This window comes from Dactylosporangium sp. CA-139066, assembly GCF_050936175.1.
In the GTDB taxonomy this organism is placed as follows: domain Bacteria; phylum Actinomycetota; class Actinomycetes; order Mycobacteriales; family Micromonosporaceae; genus Dactylosporangium.
This window is the reverse complement of sequence record NZ_JBNJNH010000001.1, coordinates 6,905,690-6,926,352: the sequence shown is the minus strand read 5'-3', so window position 1 is coordinate 6,926,352 and position 20,663 is coordinate 6,905,690. Positions and strand designations below refer to the sequence as shown.

At 75.0% G+C, this 20,663-nt stretch carries 17 protein-coding genes; 12 read left to right on the top strand and 5 right to left on the bottom strand.

What is annotated here, in order from left to right; translation table 11 throughout:
• Positions 1 to 22 precede the first annotated feature (22 nt).
• Positions 23 to 4,420 carry an Hsp70 family protein gene (locus ACQEVU_RS31810; protein WP_433330029.1) on the top strand — a complete coding sequence of 1,466 codons (4,398 nt, stop codon included), beginning with the start codon at positions 23 to 25 and terminating at the stop codon, positions 4,418 to 4,420.
• 120 nt (positions 4,421 to 4,540) lie between these two features.
• Positions 4,541 to 5,875 carry a glutamate-cysteine ligase family protein gene (locus tag ACQEVU_RS31805; protein WP_433330027.1) on the top strand — a complete coding sequence of 445 codons (1,335 nt, stop codon included), beginning with the start codon at positions 4,541 to 4,543 and terminating at the stop codon, positions 5,873 to 5,875.
• A gap of 7 nt (positions 5,876 to 5,882) precedes the next feature.
• On the opposite strand, the gene ACQEVU_RS31800 is transcribed toward ACQEVU_RS31805, so the two are convergent.
• Positions 5,883 to 6,062, bottom strand: a complete 180-nt coding sequence (locus tag ACQEVU_RS31800; protein ID WP_433330025.1) for a hypothetical protein — start codon at positions 6,060 to 6,062, stop codon at positions 5,883 to 5,885.
• 105 nt (positions 6,063 to 6,167) lie between these two features.
• Here ACQEVU_RS31800 and ACQEVU_RS31795 point away from each other — a divergent pair, with 105 nt between their 5' ends.
• Both ACQEVU_RS31795 and ACQEVU_RS31790 read left to right on the top strand, forming a co-directional pair.
• On the top strand, positions 6,168 to 8,060 hold the full coding sequence (locus ACQEVU_RS31795; RefSeq protein ID WP_433330023.1) for a SpoIIE family protein phosphatase: 1,893 nt from the start codon (positions 6,168 to 6,170) through the stop codon (positions 8,058 to 8,060).
• Positions 8,057 to 8,968 (top strand): aminoglycoside phosphotransferase family protein, encoded by a 912-nt coding sequence (locus ACQEVU_RS31790; RefSeq protein ID WP_433330021.1) that lies wholly within the window; start codon positions 8,057 to 8,059, stop codon positions 8,966 to 8,968. The genes ACQEVU_RS31795 and ACQEVU_RS31790 overlap by 4 nt, the downstream gene beginning before the upstream one ends.
• Positions 8,969 to 9,348: 380 nt before the next feature.
• Here ACQEVU_RS31790 and ACQEVU_RS31785 read toward each other — a convergent pair whose 3' ends face one another.
• Positions 9,349 to 10,230, bottom strand: coding sequence for an NADP-dependent oxidoreductase (locus ACQEVU_RS31785; RefSeq protein WP_433330019.1), 882 nt, complete (start codon positions 10,228 to 10,230; stop codon positions 9,349 to 9,351).
• Between the two features lie 184 nt (positions 10,231 to 10,414).
• On the opposite strand from ACQEVU_RS31785, the gene ACQEVU_RS31780 reads away from it, so the two are divergent.
• The 6 genes from ACQEVU_RS31780 to ACQEVU_RS31755 all read left to right on the top strand — a co-directional run bounded on the left by ACQEVU_RS31780 (position 10,415) and on the right by ACQEVU_RS31755 (position 16,390).
• Positions 10,415 to 11,437, top strand: coding sequence for an AraC family transcriptional regulator (locus ACQEVU_RS31780; RefSeq protein WP_433335156.1), 1,023 nt, complete (start codon positions 10,415 to 10,417; stop codon positions 11,435 to 11,437).
• Positions 11,438 to 11,658: 221 nt separating this feature from the next.
• Positions 11,659 to 11,862 carry a heavy-metal-associated domain-containing protein gene (locus ACQEVU_RS31775; protein ID WP_433330017.1) on the top strand — a complete coding sequence of 68 codons (204 nt, stop codon included), beginning with the start codon at positions 11,659 to 11,661 and terminating at the stop codon, positions 11,860 to 11,862.
• A gap of 277 nt (positions 11,863 to 12,139) precedes the next feature.
• The gene (locus ACQEVU_RS31770; protein ID WP_433330015.1) at positions 12,140 to 13,222 is read left to right on the top strand and encodes a nucleotide disphospho-sugar-binding domain-containing protein; all 1,083 of its coding nucleotides are present in this window, start codon (positions 12,140 to 12,142) and stop codon (positions 13,220 to 13,222) included.
• A gap of 39 nt (positions 13,223 to 13,261) precedes the next feature.
• Positions 13,262 to 14,368, top strand: a complete 1,107-nt coding sequence (locus ACQEVU_RS31765) for a DNA polymerase III subunit beta (protein ID WP_433330013.1) — start codon at positions 13,262 to 13,264, stop codon at positions 14,366 to 14,368.
• Between the two features lie 675 nt (positions 14,369 to 15,043).
• Positions 15,044 to 15,256: a hypothetical protein gene (locus ACQEVU_RS31760; protein WP_433330011.1), complete on the top strand. Its 213-nt coding sequence runs from the start codon at positions 15,044 to 15,046 to the stop codon at positions 15,254 to 15,256.
• Positions 15,257 to 15,283: 27 nt separating this feature from the next.
• Positions 15,284 to 16,390, top strand: coding sequence for a hypothetical protein (locus tag ACQEVU_RS31755; protein WP_433330009.1), 1,107 nt, complete (start codon positions 15,284 to 15,286; stop codon positions 16,388 to 16,390).
• Here the strand turns inward: ACQEVU_RS31755 and ACQEVU_RS31750 are convergent, their stop codons facing one another.
• Positions 16,391 to 17,635: an MFS transporter gene (locus ACQEVU_RS31750; RefSeq protein ID WP_433330007.1), complete on the bottom strand. Its 1,245-nt coding sequence runs from the start codon at positions 17,633 to 17,635 to the stop codon at positions 16,391 to 16,393.
• A gap of 42 nt (positions 17,636 to 17,677) precedes the next feature.
• On the opposite strand from ACQEVU_RS31750, the gene ACQEVU_RS31745 reads away from it, so the two are divergent.
• Positions 17,678 to 18,784, top strand: coding sequence for an ROK family protein (locus ACQEVU_RS31745; RefSeq protein ID WP_433330005.1), 1,107 nt, complete (start codon positions 17,678 to 17,680; stop codon positions 18,782 to 18,784).
• Here the strand turns inward: ACQEVU_RS31745 and ACQEVU_RS31740 are convergent.
• Positions 18,758 to 19,087, bottom strand: coding sequence for an STAS domain-containing protein (locus ACQEVU_RS31740; protein WP_433330002.1), 330 nt, complete (start codon positions 19,085 to 19,087; stop codon positions 18,758 to 18,760). The two genes, ACQEVU_RS31745 and ACQEVU_RS31740, sit on opposite strands and share 27 nt — an antisense overlap.
• Positions 19,088 to 19,199: 112 nt before the next feature.
• Positions 19,200 to 19,649, bottom strand: coding sequence for an ATP-binding protein (locus ACQEVU_RS31735; protein WP_433330000.1), 450 nt, complete (start codon positions 19,647 to 19,649; stop codon positions 19,200 to 19,202).
• A gap of 83 nt (positions 19,650 to 19,732) precedes the next feature.
• On the opposite strand from ACQEVU_RS31735, the gene ACQEVU_RS31730 reads away from it, so the two are divergent.
• The gene (locus ACQEVU_RS31730) at positions 19,733 to 20,275 is read left to right on the top strand and encodes a DUF6939 family protein (RefSeq protein WP_433329998.1); all 543 of its coding nucleotides are present in this window, start codon (positions 19,733 to 19,735) and stop codon (positions 20,273 to 20,275) included.
• The last annotated feature ends 388 nt before the right edge of the window (positions 20,276 to 20,663 follow it).

The window sequence follows — 20,663 nt, the reverse complement described above, 5'->3', positions numbered from 1 at the left end:
CTGCGCACAATAGAGTGTGCGCATGCCGGTTGCCGACTGGTTGCCCGGCGGGCCGCGCCGCCTTCGCCGGAGCGTCGATGCGCTGCCCGCGCTGTTCGCCGCGGACCCCGGCGGGGAGCGGGCCGCGGCGGCGTACCGCGAAGCCGTGCGCCTCGCGCTGCCCGCCGACTCCGCGCTGGCCCGCGGGCTCGTGCGCGACTACGACGCCCGGGTGCCGGCCGCCCGCTACCCGTTCGGCGCCGCCGACGAGCCCTGGCTGCTCGAGCAGGCCGCCCGCGACGACCCCGACGCGCTGGGCGTCGTGTTCGACGTCGCCGCCCGCGCCGGGCTGGCCGGGCCGCAGCGTGCCGCCCGCGACCGGCTCCTGCCCATCCTCGGGCGCACCGGGGCCGCCGACGCCCTCGTCGGCTGGCTGCGCCGGCTCGACCGGGCCGGGCTGCTGGACCCGGCCGCGCACGCCGCGGCCCTGCGCGCGCACACCGCCCGCCGGCCGCTCGACGACGACGCCGCGCTGTGGCGCGCGTTCCTCTCCGAGATCCCGGAGCCGCGGCTGCCGGAGCTGTTCGAGGTGTACCGCATCCTGGGCCTCGGCGCGGACGCCGTCCGCCTCGCCGACTCGCCCGACCGGCGCGCCCGCGCCCTGGAGTGCTGCCTCGCCTCGGCGCGCCCCGCCGACGTGCGGGCCGGGCTGGAGCTGGCCGCACAGGCCAAGCCCGATGCGGTACCGCGGCTGCGCCAACGCCTCGGCGAGCTCCTGCTGGCCGCCCGCGACCACGAGGCCGCCCTCGCCGAGTTCCGCGCCGCGGGCCGCGACGACCTGGCCAGCGAGTGCCTGGAGGCGCTCGGCCGGCCGCTGGAGGCGCTCGCCGGCTGCCCGGCCGCGCGGCCCGACCGCCTCGCCCGGCTGGCCGGGCTGTGCCTGCCCGACGTCGACGCCCTCGTCGAGCAGGGCCGTCACGCCGATGCGATCCGGCTGGTCCGCACCGTGGCGGCGCACCTCGAGCGGGCCGCGCCGGCCACCGACGACGTCGCCGACCGGGTCGCCGACGCCGCCACCCGCCGCGCCGCCGTCCTCGTCGCCGGGCGCCGCCACCACCGCGCGGCCGGCGACCACGCCGCCTGGAGCCGCTTCGAGGAGGAGGCCGGCGAGCCCGCCGAGGCCGCCGCCCACGCGGAGCTGGCCGGCGACGCCTACCGCGCGCACCGGCTGTTCCGGCAGGCCGGGCGGTTCGGCGACGCCGACCGGGTGCTGCGCGACGACGGCAGCGCGGCCGGGGTCGAGGCCCGCGCCGAGGCCCGCGAGGCCGGCGGCGACCCGATCGGCGCCGCCCGCCTGTACCGCGCCGACGGCCGGCCCGACCGGGCCGCCGAGCTGTTCGAGCGGGCCGGCGACCTCGCCTCGGCCGCGGCGTGCCTGCGCGAGGCCCGCGGCGACGACGCCGTCGCCGACCCGCGGCTGGGCGCCTGGATGCGCCGCGCCGGCGCCGCCGACGAGCTGGCCCGGCTGTGCCTGGCCGCGGCCGGGCGCGAGGGCACGCCGGCCGGCGACCAGGCGGTCGAGGAGCTGCGCCGGCTGCAGCACGACACCACGCTGGACGCCGCGCTGCGGGCCGAGGTCGTCGCCGCCCTGGACCGCCGCGGGGCCGGGCGCCGCCGCGCGTTCGAGCAGCGGGTCCAGGCCTGGGTGGCGCAGGCCCGGTTCGAGACCGACGCGCGCTTCGCCGGCATCTGGGCCCTCGACCTCGGCACCACCACATGCGCGGCGGCCATCTACGACACCGCCACGGGCCGGGCGGTGCTGTGCCCCTGGAAGGGGCGCCCGCAGTACCCCTCGACGCTGAGCCTCGACAAGGACGGCAACGAGCTCGTCGGGCTCACCGGCGAGGAGGTGTTCGCGGGCTGGCTCACCGGCCACATCCAGGCGGCGAAGCGGCGCATGGGCACCGGCACCCGCTACCGGGTCCGGGGCCGCGAGTACCGCGCCGAGGAGATCGCCGCGCGCCTGATCGGCCACGGCCGGGGCCTCGTCGAGACCTACCTCGCCGAGCGGGTCCGCGAGCGGGTCGCCGACCTGGCCCGGGCCGAGCTCGGCGAGGTCGAGGACGACTGGCTCACCTGGACCGAGCGCCACCACGACCTGCGCCTGGAACGGCCGCGGGTGCTGGTGACGATCCCGGCGTACTTCCTCAACAACGCCAAGCGGGCCACCCGCGACGCCTGCCGCATCGCCGGGCTCGACCTCGTCCGGCTCATCCACGAGCCGACCGCCGCGTGCATGACCGCGGCCCGGGAACGGCGGCTGTCCGGGCGGATCGTCGTGGTCGACCTCGGCGCCGGCACGCTCGACGTCAGCTGCCTCGACGTCGACGACGGCGTCTACGACGTGCGGCAGGTCGCGGGCGACAACGCCTACGGCGGCAAGGACTTCGACGCGGTCATCAGCGCGGCTCTTGCGGTACAGCTGCGGGATCAGGGCATCGAGGTGCCCGAGCTCGGCACGGCGCGCCGCCGGCTCGAGGTCGCCGCGGAGTACCTCAAGGTCGCCCTGTCCGGCCAGCGCGACGCCGAGTACGTCCTGCGCGACCTCGCCGGCGGCCGCGACGCCCGCCTCGAGCTGGGCGCGCACCGCCTCGGCGAGCTGCTGGCCGAGCCCCTCGCCGCGCTGCGGCGCACCTGCGAGGAGTTCCGCGACAGCCTGCCCGGCCGGCCCGACCATCTCGTCCTCGTCGGCGGGCCGATGCTCTCGCCGCTGGTGCGCGGCGTGGTCGAGGAGGCGTTCGGCCTGGCCCGCACGCCGGTGCCCGACCCGCGCACCGCGGTCGCGACCGGCGCCGCGCTGCAGGCCGCCGTGCTGTCCGGGCAGCTCAAGGAGGTACTGCTGCTGGACGTGACCCCGCTGGCGCTCGGCCTGCGCATCGTCGACGACGCCGACCAGCCCGTGTTCTCCGAGCTCATCCCGGCCAACGCGCGCATCCCGACGCAGGCCCGCGACACGTACACCACCCGCAGCGACGACCAGACCGCGGTCGACATCGAGATCTACAACGGCGGCCTCGACGCCGCCGCGAAGGTCGGCCAGTTCCGCCTCGGCGACATCCCGCCCGCCCCGCGCGGCGCGCCGCAGATCGAGGTCACGTTCGCCATCGACGCCAGCTGCGTGCTCGAGGTGACCGCCCAGGACCTCGGCAGCGGCAACTCCCGCTCGATCCGCATCACCGACAGCACCGTGCTCTCGCCCGGCGAGATCGACGACATGGCCCGCCGACGGCAGCTGCAGGAGGACCTGCACGAGCTGCGCGGCGACCTCACCGGCCTGCTCGGCGCGGCCGGCGCGGCCGCCGAGGACGCCGCCGCGAGCTGGGGCGAGCTGCGCACCCGCATGGACGTGCACCGCCCCGGTGGCGCCGACCCGGCCACGGCGCGGCTCATCGAGGCCGCCTACGCCGACGCCCCCGAGGCCGGCCGGCAGCTGCCGCTGGAGACCGGCCCGCTCGCCGACCTCGCCGCCAACGCCCGCGCCCACCTGGCCCGCGACCCCGGCGCCGACCCGGCCGCCGCCCTCGCCGAGGGCCGCCACCTCGCCCGGGAGCTGCGCGGGCGCCTGCAGCGGCTGCAGGACCTGCTCGCCCGGATCGCCGCCTGGAACGCCGCGTTCGTGCGGGCCGCCACCGCCGCGGCCGCCGGCCTCGACCCGGACCGGACCCCGGCCGACGCCGAGGACGCCCGCCGCCTGCTCGCCGGGCTCGCCGCCGCCCACGACGCCGAGGCCTATGCCGCGGCGCTGCGAGCCAACGCGGCCCTGCTGGGCATCACCGTGCCGTCCGAGGCGGAAATTCCGGCAACGGTACTGCGGGTGCTCACCGACATCACCCTCACGCACCCGGAAGGTTCGCACGTGACCCGGCGGGGCTTCGCCGTGACGGGCTCCGGCGTCGTCACCAACCGCCAGTGGCTCGCCGCCGCCGGGCCCTCGGCGGTCATCGCCGGCGGCGCGCCCGTCACCGCGATCGAGCCCGCCGCCGGCGCCGCCGACGTGGCCCTGCTGCGCGTGGCGTCCCCGGTGGGCCAGGCTTTCCCGGTGGGCCAGGCTTTCCCGGTGGGCCAGGCTTTCCCGGTGGGCGAGGTGTCCCCGGCGGGCCTCGCGCTCGGCCCGGCCGGCCTCGTCCGCGTCGGCGACCGCGTCTGGGCCGCCGACGCCGGCGGCACCGTGGTCAGCGGCGTCGTCGACGGCCTCGAGACGTTCGCCGAGCAGGGCCTGCGCGTGCTGCGCACCGGCCTGCGGCTGACCGCCGCCGCGTCCGGCGGCCCGCTGGTCAACGACCTCGGCGAGGTCGTCGGCGTGCTCACCATCGCCGCCGCTCACGACGGCGGACCCGTCTACGCGGTCACCGCCGACGCCATTCCGGGCATCCACACCTGACCGTCCGGACCGGCCCACTTCGGACTCGGCGACGATTACGCTCCGGGGATCGCTCGGCTACTATGGGCACCTTCCGGCGGGCGACCGGGGCTCGAGGCCTGCCTATCGAGGGAGGCCCGCGTGGGCGAGTCGACAACGCTGCGGCGTCCCGATCTGCGCCGCGTCTTCCACGCGCCGGCCGGGCGCCGGGAGCGCGTCGGCATCGAGGTCGAGGTCGGTCTGGTCTGCCGCAACAACCTGCGCAACGCCACCTACCAGCAGGCCCTCGCGCTGCTCGACGGGCTCGTGCGCGGCCACGGCGCCAGCCCCGTCATGGACGGCGCGTTCACCATCGGCGCCGCGATGCCCGGCGGCGGCACGTTCACCCTGGAGACCGGGGGAGCCCTCGAGTACTCCTCGCCCACGTTCACCACCGTCGCCGCCGCGGTCGCCGACGTGCGCGAGAACATGCTCGCCGCCGCCGGCATCGGCGCCGCGCAGGGCATCGCGCTCACCACCGGCGGGATCGTGCCGTTCGCCGCCGCCGACGGCATCGCGTGGAACCCGAAGCCCCGGGTGCGGGTCATGCGCGAGTACTTCCGCGACCTCGGCCCCGACGGCGGCCACGCCGACGAGGTGATGGGCCTCATCCTGTCGGCGCAGACGTCGCTGGACTACGTCTCGCCCGGCGACCTCATGGACAAGCTGCGGCTGCTGGTGCGCGCCGCCCCGGTCGCGGCCGCGCTGTTCGTCAACTCGCCGGTCGCCGCCGGCGCGGACACCGGGGCGCTGTCGCGGCGGATGCAGTACTGGCGCCGCTTCGACCCCCGCCGCTGCGGCGTGCTCGGCGTGGCCCTTGACCCCGGCGCCGGCGTCGACGACCTCGTCGACTGGGCCGCCCGCCTGCCGATGATCTACCGGCGGGTCAACGGCTCGCACGTCGCCGCCCCGCGCATCCCGTTCCGGCAGGCGATCGAGGAGGGCTTCGGCGACGGGACGTACCCGACCGAGGACGACTGGGAGCTGCACCTGAGCCAGGTGTGGCCGCACGTGCGCGTCCGGCACACGCTGGAGACCCGGCTGTCGGACGCGCCGCCGTGGCCGTGGTTCGGGGCCGGCGCCGCGCTGTGGACCGGCCTGGCGTACGACCCGGTGGCCCGCGCCGCCGCCGGCGCCCTGCTCGGCGACCTCACCGCGGCCGAGCTCGACCGGGCCGCCGACGACGTCGCCGTCAAGGGCCTCAGCGCGTCGGTCGGCCCGCACTCGGCCCAGGAGCTGGCCCGCGAGCTGCTGCGCCTGGCCCGGCGGGGCCTGGCCGCCCGCGTCGCCGCGGGCCTCGAGCGCCCCGACACGACGCTGCTGCTCGAGCCGCTGGAGGAGGTGTGCGAGACGATGCACACGTTCGCCGACCGCACGCTGCTGGCCTGGCGCCGCGGCCCGGCGGAGTTCCTGCGCCACTTCAGCGTGCCGGCCTGAGCGCCCGTCAGTCGCCGAGGACCCGCAGCGTGATCGCCGCGAGCCCGCCGCGCTCCTCGCTGCCGTCGCGGGTGTGCTGCCAGCGGTAACGCGCCCGCAGCGCGTTGTTCGCGAAGTGCACCGTCCAGCCCGACGCCCGGTGCTCGGCCGCCGACGCCCCGCTCCCGTAGCCGGTTGCGGATCGCATTGCCGATGAACCCGGCCGCCTCCGGGTCGAGCGGGCCGTGCCCGACGGGCACCGGCGGCATCGCGAACAGGTCGGGCGAGCCGGGGATGGGCCCATGATGGCAGGATGATGCACGTGGACGCCGACCCGATTCGCTCAGCCATCGAGCAGGCGCCCTATATCCTCATCGTCTGCGAGGGCCCCGACCTCGTCGTCACCGGCCTCAACGCGGCGTCGCGCGCCCTATTCCCCGGCCGCGAGGTCCTCGGCCGCCCGCTCGGCGAGGCCCTGGCCGAGCTGGCCGGGCAGCAGTGGATCGACATGTACCAGCAGGTGTACCGCACCGGCGAACCCCTGGCCGGCCAGCAGTGGCGCGCCCACATCACGCTGCCGGACGGCTCGGTCCGGGAGCTCTTCGCCGACTTCAGCATCACACCGTGGCGCCACCCGGACGGGCGCATCCGCGGGGTCATCGGCGGCGGCACCGACGTCACCGAGATCGTCCAGGGCCGCCTGTCGGCCGAGCGCCACGCCGCCGACCTGCAGGTGCAGTACCGCCAGGCCCGCGACGTCGTCGACGCCCTCCAGCACGCCCTCCTGCCCCGCGGCCTGCCGCTGCTGCCCGGCGTGCGCATCGCCGCCAGCTACCTGCTGGCCGACGACGGCGCGGCCGCCGGCGGCGACTGGTTCGATGCGGTACCGCTGCCCGGCGCCCGCCTGGCCCTGGTCGTCGGCGACGTCGTGGGCCACGGCGTGGCCGCCGCCGGCGTCATGGGCCAGCTGCGGGCCGTGCTGCAGGACCGCCTCGACGGCGGCGACGGGCCCGCGGCCGCCCTGTCGGCCGCCGACGGCCTGGCCCGCCGCGTCCAGGGCGCCCGCGCCGCCACCGCCTGCATCGCCGTGCTGGACCTGTCGACGGGCGCCGTCGAGTACTGCACCGCCGGCCACCCGCCGCCCCTGGTCCTCTCCGCGGCCGGCGCGGCCCGCTTCCTGCCCGCCACGGGTGCCGCCCCGCTCGGCACCGGCGGCGCGTTCCCGGTCTCGGCCGCCCGGCTCGATCCGGGCGACGTCCTGCTGCTGTACAGCGACGGCATCATCGAGCGCCCCGCCCGCACGCCCGCGCAGGCCGCCGAGGAGCTCGCCCGCGTCGCCGCGGACGCGGTCGCCGGCCGGGCCCTGCATGCCCCCGAGGCCACCCCGCCCGAGCGCGCCTGCACCCAGACGGTCGAGCTGCTCGTGCGGGCCACCGGCCACACCGACGACATCACGCTGCTGGCCGCCCAGCTCGTCGCGCCGCTCGCCGGCCTGGACGCCGAGGTCCCCGCCGACCTGACGGTGCTGGCGGCGCTGCGCAAGACCTTCGGCGCGTGGCTGGCCGAGACCGGCGTCACCGACGAGGACGCCCTCGCCGTGCAGCACGCGGTCGGCGAGCTCGTCACCAACGCCGTCGAGCACTCCGTCCCCGACGCCCCGGTCGCCCTGCGGGCCCGCCTGACGCCCACCGGCGCGGTCGAGGTCACGGTGACCGGCCGCGGCGCCTGGCGCGAGCCGGACCGCGTCTCGGTCCGCGGCCGCGGCCTGGCCCTGTCCACCCAGCTCGTGGACGAGCTCCACATGGACCGATCCGGCAACGGTACGGTGGCGACGCTCCGCCACCGCGTCACCCGCCCCGCCGCCCTGCTCAACAGCGCCCGCGCCACGCCCCCGCGGCCCGCCGCCGCAATATTGTCCATCGTGGACGATCCGGCCCGCCCCGCCACGGCAGTGGTGTCCGGCCCGGTGGACGCGACGGGGGCGGAGCGGCTGGAGTACGAGCTGCTGTACCGCTCCCGCGGCGGCACCCTGCCGCTCACGGTCGACCTGTCGGCGGTCACGCACCTGGCCAGCGCCGGCGTCGCCGCCCTGCACGCCGTCGCCGCCCAGCACCGCACCCACGGCACGCCCCTGACCCTGCAGGCCCCGCCCGGCACCGCCGCCGCCCACGTCCTCACGCTGACCTTCGGGGGAGATCTTCCGTGATCACCGCCGCGCTGCGGCAGAACGTGACCGCGACCTGGGGCGAGGAGGGCGCCCGCTGGCTGGAGCGCCTGCCCGAGACGCTGTCGGAGATCTCCGCCCTATGGGACCTCGTCCCCGGCGAGCCGTTCGACCTGTCGTACCACTACGTCGCCCCCGCCACCCTGGCCGACGGCACCCCCGCGGTCCTCAAGCTCGGCGTACCGTCGGCCGGTTCCCTGGCCGAGGAGGCCCCCGCCCTGACGGCGTTCGCCGGCCGCGGCGCGGTCCGCCTGCTGCGTGCGGACCTTCCGCGCGGCGCCCTGCTGCTGGAGCGCGCCCTGCCCGGCCGCCGCGCCCGCGATGTCCCGGAGCCGGCCGCCACGTCGGCCGCCGTCGCGGTCATGCGCGTGCTGCACGTCCCTTCACCCCCGGTGCTGCCGGACGTCCTGGTCCAGGCCCGCGCCTTCGACGCCTACCTGGCCCGCTTCCCCGACGCCGACGGCCCGCTGCCACACGCGCACGTGACGACCGCCGCCGGCCTGATGCGGGAGCTGTGCGCCTCGTCCCCGTCGCGCGTCCTGCTGCACGGCGACCTGCACCACGACAACATCCTGGAGGCTTCGCGCTCCCCGTGGCTGGCGATCGACCCGCACGGCCTGACGGGCGACCCGGCGTACGAGATCGGCTCCTGGCTCTTCAACCCCACCCCAGCCAACCGCGACCCGTCGTTGACCGCCCTCGTCCCGTCGCGGCTCGAACAGTTCGCCGCTGAGCTGGGGTATCCGCTGGAGCGCTTGGTGGCGTGGGGCTTCGTGAAGTCGGTGCTGTCGGACGTGTGGACGGCCGAGTCGTGGGTGCGGGGCGCGACGTGGTCCCCGGTAAGCCGCGCCCACGACGTGGCGTCGCTGCTCTTGGCGCAACTGCCCTGACCCGGCCCGGTACGCGCCCGGCTTGCTCGTGAGCGTCCTGCGTGTTCTGCTTCGCGCGGTCTTCGCTTGGTGCGGGCTCCGGTGAGCGGGGCCGGCGCTCGTGCTGGACTCCCGTTCGTGCGGCCTTGGCTCGTGCCGGAGGATCTGGCTTGTGCGGCCTGGCCTCGTGCCGGATCTGGTTCGTGCGGGCTCAGCTCGTGCCGGATCCGGTTCGTGCGGGCTCAGCTCGTGCCGGATTCGGTTCGTGCGGGCTCAGCTCGTGCCGGCTTCGTTCGTGGCGGCTTCGATTCGTGGCGGCTTCGTTCGTTGCGGCTTTCGATAAGTCGGGCGCTCCGCGCCACGACTTATCGGATTTATACCCCGACAGGTCTTATGTCGGTTTAGTGCGGTTTGAGGATGGTCTTGCCGCGTAGCAGGCCGGCCTCGGCAGCGCGATGAACCGCGGCCAGCTCGCCGATCGGCCGCTCGGCCGCGACGTCGAGCCGCACCGTCCCCGCATCGACCAGTCGCACCAGCCCCGCCAGATCCTCGGCGTCGTCGCGCACCACGAACTGCACCGACTCGATGCCGGACCCGCCGGGCACCTCGACCTTGTTCGTCACGGAGACGATGCGCCCGTCGGGTTTGACGAGCCGTGCCAGATCGGATGGCTCCTCGAGCGGCACCAGGTTGATGACCACGTCGAACGTCCCGCCCGGCGCGCCCCGCCGGTAGTCGTGCACAGCGTGCGCCCCGAGCGCACGGACGGTAGTCGCGCTGCGCTCGCTGGCGGTGGCGGTGACGTGCGCCCCGGCGTAACGAGCCAGTTGCACCACGTAGCCCCCGATGCCGCCACCGGCCCCGTTCACCAGTACGGTCGCGCCCGCCACGATCCGCGCATGGTCGAACACGGCCTGCCATGCCGTGACCCCGGCCACGGGCAGCGCCGCCGCATGCGCCAGCGGCACGGCGACGGGCGCCCGCACGAGCCCGGACGGCTCCGCAACCACGAACTCGGCCGCCGCACCCCCATCGACCCGCCCGACGACCGCATCACCGTCCGCGAACCCGCCGCCACCGCCGACGACGGTCCCCGCAAGATCCCATCCGAAGGTGTACGGCAACCCGACCTCGAACACGCCCCGCAACCACCCGTTGCGAAGCCCGATCTCCGACGGGTTGAACGACGTCCCCGCCACGCGCACGAGCACCTGCCCGTCGCCCGCGGCCGGCACCTCGACGTCGTCGAGCCGCAGCACCGAAGCGTCCCCGTACGCATGCATCCGCATTGCTTTCACGCCGCCGAACCTACGCAGCGCAACGCACGCCCCCCATGCCTCACCGTCCCGCCTTCATGCGTGATCGTCTCGCACCGCCGGCTCCGGAACGTGTCGCGGCATTCGCACTGCGTCGATGATGCAAGCTCGATACCGGGGGACTCGTACGACGGAACGGAGCGTGGCGGCGGTGGATGTGCTCGGTGATGCGGTGGCGGTGATGCGCACCGGCCGCCCGGTCTCGGCCCGCCTGGCCTGGCGGTCCCCGTGGGGCCAGCGCTTCGCCACCGTGCCCGGCGCAGCCGGCATTCAGGTCGTCATGCGCGGCGAGTGCTGGCTGATCCCGGATTCCGGCCCACCCGTCCGCCTCTGCGCCGGCGACGTACTGCTCATGCCCCACGGTCGCGGCCACGCCCTCGCCGACTCGCCTTCCACCCCGCTGCGCCCATGCCCAGCACCGGTGTCTTCGCCGCCAGCACGGGCGTCTTCGTCCCAGGCACCGCCGTCTCCGCCCTCTTTGGCCATCTCCCCGCCGTCGGCGTCCTCGTTGGCCCGTGCGCTGCCGATCCCCGATCCGCTGTCGGACGCTGAGCCTGATGGCGTGGTGTTATGTGGCGCGTACGAGCTGCAACCCGACCGCGCCCATCCTCTCCTCGACGACCTGCCGGACCTGGTGCACCTGCGCGCACGCCCGCGGTTACGCCCGGTCATCGACCTGCTCGGCGCCGAGCTCGAACGCGGCGAGGGCAGCGCCGAGGTCGGCGTTTCCGCCCTGCTCGATCTGCTCTTCCTGCACGCGCTCCGGGCCTGGTTCGAAACCCTGGAGGAGTCGGGCGAGCCGGAAGCCGCTGGTGCGGCGGCGGGCACCGCGCTCACCGGCTGGCCCGCCGCGCTGCGGGATCCCGCGGTCGGCGCGGCCCTCAAGGCGATCCACCGCGAGCCGAACCGCCCCTGGACGGTCGCCGAACTCGCCGCGGTCGGCGGCCTGTCCCGCGCACCCTTCGCCCGCCGGTTCGCGACGCTCACCGGAAGGGCCCCGCTGTCGTACCTCACCTGGTGGCGCATGACCGTGGCCGCCCGGCTGCTGCGCGACTCCGATGCCCCGCTGCGTACGGTGGCGTACCGGGTCGGTTACGCCTCGGAGTTCGCATTCGCCGCCGCGTTCAAGCGCCGTTTCGGTGTCGCTCCGGGACGCTTCCGCCGCGCTGCGTAACGGACCGCTCGGTGTGCCGCCGGCAGTCGCACTGATCGACACCCGCCCCATCGCACCGGCCACCGGCGCACCAGCGGTGCTCGCGGAAACGGACGGACCTCGCAGCGCCGAACACAAATCGGTCAGTGATCTCCGTCGCCACCCTTGACGCAAATACCCCCAGGGGGTTTATCGTGATGTACCTTGGTACCCCCAGGGGGTAAGTCGAAGGGAGAGCGGCGATGCAGACGACATATTCGGTGACCGGCATGACGTGCGCACACTGCGTGAACGCGGTAAGCGAGGAACTCGGCCGTCTGGAAGGCGTGAGTGACGTCCAGGTCGACCTGCCGACTGGCGCGGTGACGGTGACCAGTGACCGCCCGCTCGACCCCGAAGCCGTACGCGCCGCCGTCGACGAGGCCGGCTACGCCGTCGCCGCCTGACCGCGGCTGACGGACGGCGACCGTCGCGCCACCGCCGTCGACGAGGCCGGCTACGCCGTCGCCGCCTGACCGCGGCTGACGGACGGCGACCGTCGCGCCACGCGTGCCTCGTGTTCGTCGTTCGCGTCGCGCACGCCGGGCGTCAACGTCGCCGCGGCATTGGCGCAGGCCGATCTCGGGCCGATGCTCGCGGGCGCGGCGATGGCATTGTCATCAGTATTCGTTGTGGCCAACAGTCTGGGGTTGCACTCCTTCCGTGCGGTGGCATCCTGATCGCATGCGGGTCCTGCTTGTCGCCGCACCACTCATCGGCCACGCGTTCCCATTCGTGCCGCTCGGCCGGGCGCTGCGCGACGCCGGTCACGAGGTACTCGTCGCGACCGGCGGCGAGGCGCTTTCCGTCGCCGACGCCGGCCTTTCCGTGCACGACATCGCCGGCTCCGTGTCGGTCGGTTCCGTTGCCGTACCGATCATGCTCCGGCATCCGCTCATCGCCCGCGCCGAAATGGCGGGCCGGGCCGGCACCCGCGGGGTCGGGCTGCTCTTCGGCGCGGTCAATTCCCGGCTTGTCGGACCGGCCGTCGAGCTCGCCCGTTCGTGGCATCCCGATTTGGTACTCCACGAGCCCCTCGCCGTCGCCGGTGCCCTGGCCGCGGCGGCCGTCGGCGTGCCCGCCGTGCTGCACGAGAACACATTGTTCGACGGCCGGACGCTGGTGCGCGAAACGCTGTCGCGGATGGGCGCCACCGTCCCGGAATTCGCCGGGGTCATCAGTTCGGCGCCGCCGAGCGTCCTGCCGGGCCGGGAATCAAGCCGGCCGATGCGTGCGGTGCCCTACGGAGGGTCCGGCCCGCTGCCCATTCTTCCCGAGAGCGGGCGGCCGCTGATCGCCGTCAGCCGCAGTACCGTTGCGGGGCCCGGACGCGACCGTCTCATGGAACGGGTCGCGGTCGCCGCGGCCGGCGTCGACGCCGATTTCCTGCTGATCCGGCCGGCGCGCCAGTTCGACGTCCCGCCGAACGTGTACACCGCCGGCTGGGTGCCCATTCCGGACCTCCTCGGCCGGTGCGCGGGAATCGTGCATCACGGCGGCGCGGGCACCACGCTCACCGCGTTGCACGCCGGTGTTCCGCAACTCGTCATCAACGGCGCCGGGGACCGCCGGCACAATGCCGGGCTGATCGCGGCGCGGGGCGCGGGCATCGCCGCCGACGAACCGGAAATCGACGCCGACGTATTGACGCGGCTCATCACGGAACCGGCGCTGGCCGAGGCGGCTGGTGCAGTACGGGATGAAATGGCGGCCATGCCCGCACCGGAGGCGCTCGTGCCGTGGCTGGCGTCGCTGCCCGGCCGCTGAGCCGATTTTTTGTCGTACCCCACCGCTAGGGTCCTCCCCATGACCCGCCTGCTCGACGCCACCGCCCCCGTCCGCCATCTCGCCGAGGCCGCCGCTCTCGCCGTTCGCCTGCTCACGGGCCGTTCGCCGCATCCCGTCCACTCCGCCGTGCTAATGCGCGGCGATGGGGAGGGTCTCGTGCTGTCGGCCACGGACGGCGCGCTCACCGTGCGGCTGCGCGTTCCGGCGACCGTCCACGAGCCGGGCGAGGCCCTCGTGTCGCGCCGCGGCCTGGCCGACACCCTGGCCGGGCTCGACCCGCCCGAAGCCAGGCTCACCGCGGAGGGCGGCCGCGTGGCGGTGCGGGTGCCGGGTGCCCGGTTCGCCCTGCCCGTGCTCGCCGACGCCTGGCCGCCGACCGCGGACCTGCCACCGGCGACCGGGCGTGCACCCGGCGCCGCGTTGCGCGCCGCCGCGGCCGCGGTGGCCGGCGCCGCCTCCCGTGAGCACGCCCTGCCGATCTTCACCGGCGTGCGGCTGCGCGCGGCTGCCGGCTCGCTGTCGATGCTCGCCACCGACCGCTACCGGCTCGCCGCGGCCACCGTCCCGGTCGAGGCCACGACGCCGTTCGACGCGCTGGTGCCCGCGGGCCTGCTGGCCAGGATCGCCCCGGTGCTCGGCCGCGCCGACACCGTCGTCCTGCACGCCGGCGGCGACCTGTTCGGCCTGTCCTGGCGCGGCGGCAGCGTGACCACGCCGACGCTCGGCGACGCGTTCCCGGACGCGCAGTTCGACCGCCTGCTCGACGTCGCGCCGGAGTGCGTGGTCGAGGTCGAGGCCGACGCGCTGGCCCACGCCGTGGACCGCGCCGCGGCCTACGCCGGTCAGCAGGGTCGCGTCACCCTGCAGTCGATCGAGGGCGCCGTGCTCGTGCGCGCCGCCGACCCGCTGCGCGGCGAGTCGGAGGAGACGGTGAAGGCCGCGGTGCGCTCCGGCCAGGCCACGCGCTCCTACCAGGCCCGGCTCCTCGGCGACGCATTGCGCGCCTTCGCCGGCGAACCTGTGCAGCTGCGCATCCAGCCCGCACTCCGCGCGACGGAGGTGACCACCGCGACCGCTGACCTGCGCTACCTGATCGTGCCGATGCGCCAGCCCGACCCGGCCTGACCCGCCCGGCGGCACAGGCCATTGGCATCTGCGCGGCCATCCGGGCCGGCCGCGTCGGCGTTCAGGCCTTGGTTGGCTACGGCCTCGTGGCGGCGGCGCTTGGCTGCTCTGGCGCCGGCTCACAGGTGCGGGCGTTGGGTCGCTGTCGGCGTTGGCGTTGCCGGTCGTGCCTGCGCGGTTGGCGCCCGGCCCGCGCCGGGGTCCGGGTCGCGCCGGGGTCTGGGTCGCGCCGGCGTCGGTGCCGGTGTCGTCGGTTCGCTCGCGTTGGCATGCAGGTTCGGGCTCGCATCTCGCCGTCGGTCGGGCTCAATGTCGTGCCGAGCGAGGGCGCCGGTCAGGGTTGCGGCAGGTGACGGCGTCGGGCACCGTCGTGCCGAGTGACTGCGTGGTCGGCGTGCGCGCTGGCGTCTGGCGTGCCTGGGATTGCGGTTGGCGTCGGCGGTCGGCTCGTGCGGGGGTGCATCACGCCCAGGCGAGGCCCCGCAGAGACGGTGCCGCAGAAACGCGTTGAGGGACGGGCGCGCGAACCGGGCGGCGGTCGCTGACGGGTCAGTAGGGCTGACGCGGAGCGCTGTCCGAGTGCCAGAGTGCGCGCGGGTGGAGACAGCAAACTACACGCATGTAGTTGTGGATCAAGCCTTTGTGCTGGTCAGGTGGCGGGCTAGCCTACGCTGCGTGAAGGTCATCGGCGCGATGCAGACGCCCGGCGGCGACTGGCGCGTCGAGGTGGTGCGGCATGCGAGCGGGTCGCGGTGGTACCGGCTGATCCACCACGACAACGTGGTCGACTTTCTGACGATCGGGCGGGTCGTGGAGCTGTTGGCGCAGGCCGGGGTGGACATGGGCGATCTCGCGGAGGTCGTGGTGCCGGCCGCGCGGGCCGGCTGACTCGACGCCCGGCGCTACCGTGAGCTGGTGGACGAACCGCACCACCCGCCGAGCTTCCTGACGCGTCTGCGAGCAGGGCTGGCCGGGGAGCGCGACACCGTCTACCTGGAGGCGCTGCGCTCGGCGGGGCGGGTCGCCTACGACGAGATGCTGAGCGCGGACGAGCTGCGCGAGCGGCTGCCGACCCTGTGGAACCTGCCGGCGGCGACGGCGAGCCAGCTGCTGGCCGCGTGGAACGCGTTCGTGCTGCAGACGCTCGGCGAGACGATCCTCGACGCCGACTACGCCGCGCAGCCGGGCACGGTCGGGTACGTGCCGGCCGTGACGTTCGACCAGGCGGCGTCGTGGCTCACCGCGGTCGGCGACTGGGTGTCGCGGGCGCGGCAGGCGCGGGCCAACCCGGAGTACGACCTGGCGATGCACACCGTGCTGCCGGCGCCGCTGCCGGCGTGGGCGGAGGTCGTCGCCTGCCCGCCGGAGCACCTGGCGGCCCTGCAGGCGGCGGTGGCGCCGCTGCGCGAACACGCCGAGGTCGCGTTGCACACGCTGGTCCGGCCGGGGGTGCCGCCGCAGTACGAGTCCGCCGTCAACCGGCTGCACCAGGACTCGGCGGCGGCCGCGGCGGCCGTGGAGTACGCGGCGGGGCTGCGCACCGGGCGCCACCATCCGGGGCTGCACGAGCTGATCGAGCAGAAGCTCAAGCGGGCGATCGAGCTGTGGTACCGCGTCGGCCAGCTCGCCTCGATGCCGGCGCTGCTCGACGGGCCGCGCTTCGACGTGTGGTGCATGACCGACCGTGCGACGCTGGCCCGATGGAAGCGCGACCCGCGGGCGCGGCAGGCGGTCATCGACATGTGGCGCCATGACCCGAACCCGTCGGCGACGCTGGCGATCCAGGCGCAGATCGAGGCGGGGCTGCGGACCGGCGACCTGTGGTACCACGTGCCGAGCCACGGCGACACCTGCTACTTCGAGCCGCCGTTCTCGCCGCTGTACGACGTGCGCCGCCCCGTGCGCATCGCCGGCCTGGCCCTGCGCGTGTCGACGCAGTTCGCGGTGCGCGGCGGCGTGAACCGCGGGCTGGTCCTGGGCCCGTTCCGGCCGACCCGCCAGGTGCGATACCGCCTGCGCTAGTCAGCCGACCCGGGCCAGCTCGGCGGCGGCCGGGGCGTTGCCGCGCCGCGACGCCCGCGAATCCAGGCCGAAGCTCGTCGCCGCCAGCGCCAGACCGGCCGCGCCGAGGGCGACGCCGACCCAGCTCGGCGCGACGTACCCCCAGCCGGCCGCGATGACCAGGCCGCCCAGCGCGGCGCCGAGGCTGTTGGCGATGTTCATCGCCGACTGGTTGACCGCGGCGCCCATCAGCTGCGCCCCGGGTGCCACGCCGATCAGGCGCGACTGCATCGCCGGGCCGAGGAACAGGCCGGCGGCGCCGATGAGGAAGGCGCCCACGAAGAGGGTGTACCGGTTGTGGGCGAGGGCCGCGAACACCGCCATGCTCGCGATGAACACGACGAACCCGGCCAGCATGCTGCGGCGCAGGTTGCGGTCGGAGGCCCAGCCGCCCAGCGCGTTGCCGACCGTCATGCCCAGGCCGACGGCGACGAGGACCCACGGCACGGCGCCCGCGCCCAGGTGCGCGACGTGCGTCGTGACCGGCGCGATGTAGCTGTCGATCGCGAAGAATCCGCCGAAGCCGACGGCCGCCGTCACCGCCACCAGCCACACCTGCGGATGGCGGAACGCGCGCAGCTCCGCGCGCGGCGAGCCGGCCGGGTCGGCGGGGGAGGACGGGACGGTGAGCGCGACGAATGCGAGCGTGACGGCGAACATGGCGGCGATGGCGAAGTAGGCGACCCGCCAGCCCGCGGCCTGCCCGAGCCGCGTGATGAGCGGCACGCCGACGACGTTGGCGGCGGTGAGGCCGCCGAGGACGGCCGCGAAACCCTTGGCCTGGTTGCCGGGGCCGATGATCGAGGCGGCGACGAGCCCGGCCGCGCCGAAGTAGGCGCCGTGGGGCAGTGCGGCGACGAAGCGCGCGACGAGGACCAGCCAGAAGCCAGGAGCAACCGCCGACGCAACGGTACCGCAGGTGAAGAGCCCCAGCAGCCCCACGACCAACGTCTTGCGGGGCAGGCGCGCGGTCACCGCCGCGATGGTGGGAGCGCCGACGACCACGCCCAGCGCGTACGCGGTGATCATCCAGCCGCCGTGCGCGACGGCCTTGGCGGGCGACTGGGCGTACAGCTGGGGGAGGAGATCTTCGGAGATGTCCGGCAGGAGGCCCATGGCCACGAACTCGGTCAGGCCGATGCCGAAGCCGCCGAGCGACAGGGCCAGCAGCGCGGTCCAGCGGCGAACCGCGGTGAGGTCCTCCATGGCGGCCAGTTTAGCAACGCTGTTGCGTTATAGGATGTGAATGTGGACACGCCCGGCGCCGGCCTCGGCTATCTGCGCGGGTACAACGACGCGCTCGTCGTCGGGCTGGCCCGCGCCACCCCGAGCTTCGACCGCTCATCGGTGGTCGCCGCGACCGGGCTCACCCCGCAGGCGGTGTCGAAGGTGCTCGCGCGGCTGGCCGGCGACGGGCTGATCGAGCCCGCCGGCGTGCGCCGCCAGGGCGTGGGCAAGCCGGCAACGATGTATCGGATCGTGCCCTCCAGCCGGTTCGCGATCGGGGTCCACGTCGCGCGCACCGGCGTCCGGCTCGTGCTCACCGACCTCGTCGGCGAGGTCCTCGCCGGCGCTCGGGAGCCCCTGCCGGCCGACTTCACGCCGGCCGAGCTGCTCGACCGCATCGATGCCGCGCGCGCCGGGCTGCTGCGCCGCGAGCCCGTCGACCCGGCGCGGATCGTGGGCATGGGCATCGGCATGGTCGGGCCCCTCGACCACGCCGGCGGCATCGTCCGGGACGCGCACCGGCTGCGGCACTGGCACGATGTTCCGCTGCGGGAACTCGCGCAGGAACGGCTGGCTCTTGCGGTACACCTGGACAAGGATGTGACCGCCGGAGTCACGGCGGAGGCCTGGCGCCGCGGCGCCGACTTCCGCGACGGCGCGCTCATCATGGTGGAGTCGGGCATCGGCGCCGGCCTGTGGCTGCGCGGCGCGGCCTACCGCGGCGCGCACACGAACGCCGGTGAGTTCGGCCACACCGTCCTGCAGTTCGACGGCCCGCGATGCGTGTGCGGGCGGCGCGGCTGCCTGGAGGTCCTGCACGACCGCGCCGTCGACGCCGGCGACGTGCCGCTCGCGGCCCGGCTGCTCGCCGCCGGGGTGGTCAACCTGTTGCAGACCACCGACGTCGGCCACATCGTGCTCGCCGGCGCGGACCTGCTGCGGCACCGGAAGGTCTATCTCGACGAGGTTTCCGCGGCCGTACGCCAGGAGGTGCCCCGCGCCGACTGGCTCACCGTCGACGTTTCCGTGTCGGCGCTGGGCGGCGACGTGATTGCGGCCGGGGCGGCGATGCAGGTGCTCAACGCCGCCTACGGCCGCCCGTCACTGCACGGCGGCCCCGGCCGGTGACGGGTGGATGGTGAACACCCGGTCCAGGCCCGTGATCTGGAAGATGCGCAGCAGCCGGGCGTGCGGGATCACCAGCTCGACGACCCCGCCGGACTCGGCCAGCCGCTTGTGCACGCTGATGAGCACGCCCAGCGTCGTCGAGTCGAGGAACCCGACGTCGGTGAGGTCGACAATCAGCGTCGACGCCCCGTCGTCGACGAGCTTGTGCAGGTAGGCGCGCAGCTCCGGGGCGGTCGCAACGTCCAGCTCCCCGCTCGCCGTGACCACGGCGCGCGGTCCGTCGACCGTCGAGTTGACCTGCATCGGCGTCCCGCCCCTTCACTTGGTGTCTTTTCACTATGGCAACGATTCGTACGATCGTCCGGGCAAGCATACGTCCGAACGGCCGATTACTCTCGTCCGGACGGTCACGCGTTCAGGGGGCCGGTTCCCACGTCAGGTGCTTGCTGAACCGGACCAGGGTCCCCGTGTCCTCGACCGAGACGACATCGAGCCGCTCGACCACGGCGGCGAGTACGTGCAGGCCACGCCCGCTCTCGCGCAGCTCGCCGGGCTCGGCCTCGGCCCCCTCGGCGTCCACGGCCGGCACCCGCGCCGGGTCGAAGCCGCCGCCGTCGTCGGTGACCTCGATCACGCACTCGCTGTCGTCCACCGTCACGTCGATGTGGTACCCGTTGGCGAGGCTCGCGTGAGACACGACGTTTCCGCATGCCTCGGTGAGGGCGAGCCGGATGTCGTCGCGGCATTCCTGGGTCACGCCGGCGCCCGCGAGGGCCCCGTCGAGGGTCCGCCGCGCATCGCGGACCAGCGCGGCGTCGCGCGGCAGCTCCAGCGAGAACTGCAGGCGCATGTCTTGCTGCGGCACATCTTCCTCCTTCGTCGCGACACCCGGCGTACCCACCACGCGCGCGGCGAAAACTGTCGTACCCGTCGGGCAAGATGCCGGGCATGGAGATTCGGGTCGCGCACCACCGCAGCCGGGCCGCGAAGACGGCCGCCACCACCGTCGTCGACGTGACCTCACGCGGTCCACACCCGTGGGTGCGTTTCAGCCCGTTCTATCCGCACGGCGGCATCCCGGTGCCCCTCAGCCCCGGTGAGAGCGGGACGTCGGTGGAGGCGATCTGGCAGGCCCTGAAGGTGTTCGAGACCGCCGACGTGGACCGCGCCCTGCTGTCCGCGACCCGCATGACGGGCCTGAAACGCACGGTGCGCCGCCACGGCCCGGTCCTCGGCCACCGCGCGGGCCTGACCGGCACCACCCTGCTGGACTACGAGTCGGCCCGCCGCCGCATCTACCTGCCCGCCTACCGTTTCGTCCTCGACCATCACCTCACGGCGGAGCTCGCCCAGCTGCGCACCCTGGCCGCGGCCGGCCCGGTGACCCTGCTCGACTACACGACCAACGGCGACGTCGCCGACCTGACCACGCCGCTGTCGCACGCCGCCCTGATCCGATTACACGTCCTCGACGAGTGGCCTCCGGGGTGACCTCGTCGCCGCTCGCAATCGCGGGGTCATGCCTGCCCGGGCGCGCGTGAAGCGCTGAAGCGGGCCGGTGGACCGCCCTCTGGCCCGCGGGGTGACCTCAGCCGCCGTCCGCAACCGGGCCGGGTCGTGCCTGCCGGGGCTTGGGCGAGGTGCTGACGTGGGCCGGCGGACCGCCCGTCCTGCGCCGCCTGACCGTTGCGGACGGTCCGCGGACGGCGTTGCGTCGCGCCGCCGTTGGGCCAGGACCACGCCAGGGTCGGAACCGTGCCGGGGACTGGCTCCGCCCCGGCCGGGGACTGCAGGGTCGGGGCGAGCCGCTGCTGTGCCGGCCGGCCTGATCGGGTCGTCGGCGCGCGGCGTACGGATTGGGGGCGGCGGCGCTACGGCG

Coding starts and splice junctions, on each gene's coding strand:
- ACQEVU_RS31810 (WP_433330029.1), top strand. CDS start 23: ATGCCGGTTGCCGACTGGTTGCCCGGCGGGCCGCGCCGCCTTCGCCGG.
- ACQEVU_RS31800 (WP_433330025.1), bottom strand. CDS start 6,062: ATGCGATCCGCAACCGGCTACGGGAGCGGGGCGTCGGCGGCCGAGCAC.
- ACQEVU_RS31795 (WP_433330023.1), top strand. CDS start 6,168: ATGATGCACGTGGACGCCGACCCGATTCGCTCAGCCATCGAGCAGGCG.
- ACQEVU_RS31785 (WP_433330019.1), bottom strand. CDS start 10,230: ATGCATGCGTACGGGGACGCTTCGGTGCTGCGGCTCGACGACGTCGAG.
- ACQEVU_RS31775 (WP_433330017.1), top strand. CDS start 11,659: ATGCAGACGACATATTCGGTGACCGGCATGACGTGCGCACACTGCGTG.
- ACQEVU_RS31770 (WP_433330015.1), top strand. CDS start 12,140: ATGCGGGTCCTGCTTGTCGCCGCACCACTCATCGGCCACGCGTTCCCA.
- ACQEVU_RS31765 (WP_433330013.1), top strand. CDS start 13,262: ATGACCCGCCTGCTCGACGCCACCGCCCCCGTCCGCCATCTCGCCGAG.
- ACQEVU_RS31750 (WP_433330007.1), bottom strand. CDS start 17,635: ATGGAGGACCTCACCGCGGTTCGCCGCTGGACCGCGCTGCTGGCCCTG.
- ACQEVU_RS31740 (WP_433330002.1), bottom strand. CDS start 19,087: ATGCAGGTCAACTCGACGGTCGACGGACCGCGCGCCGTGGTCACGGCG.
- ACQEVU_RS31730 (WP_433329998.1), top strand. CDS start 19,733: ATGGAGATTCGGGTCGCGCACCACCGCAGCCGGGCCGCGAAGACGGCC.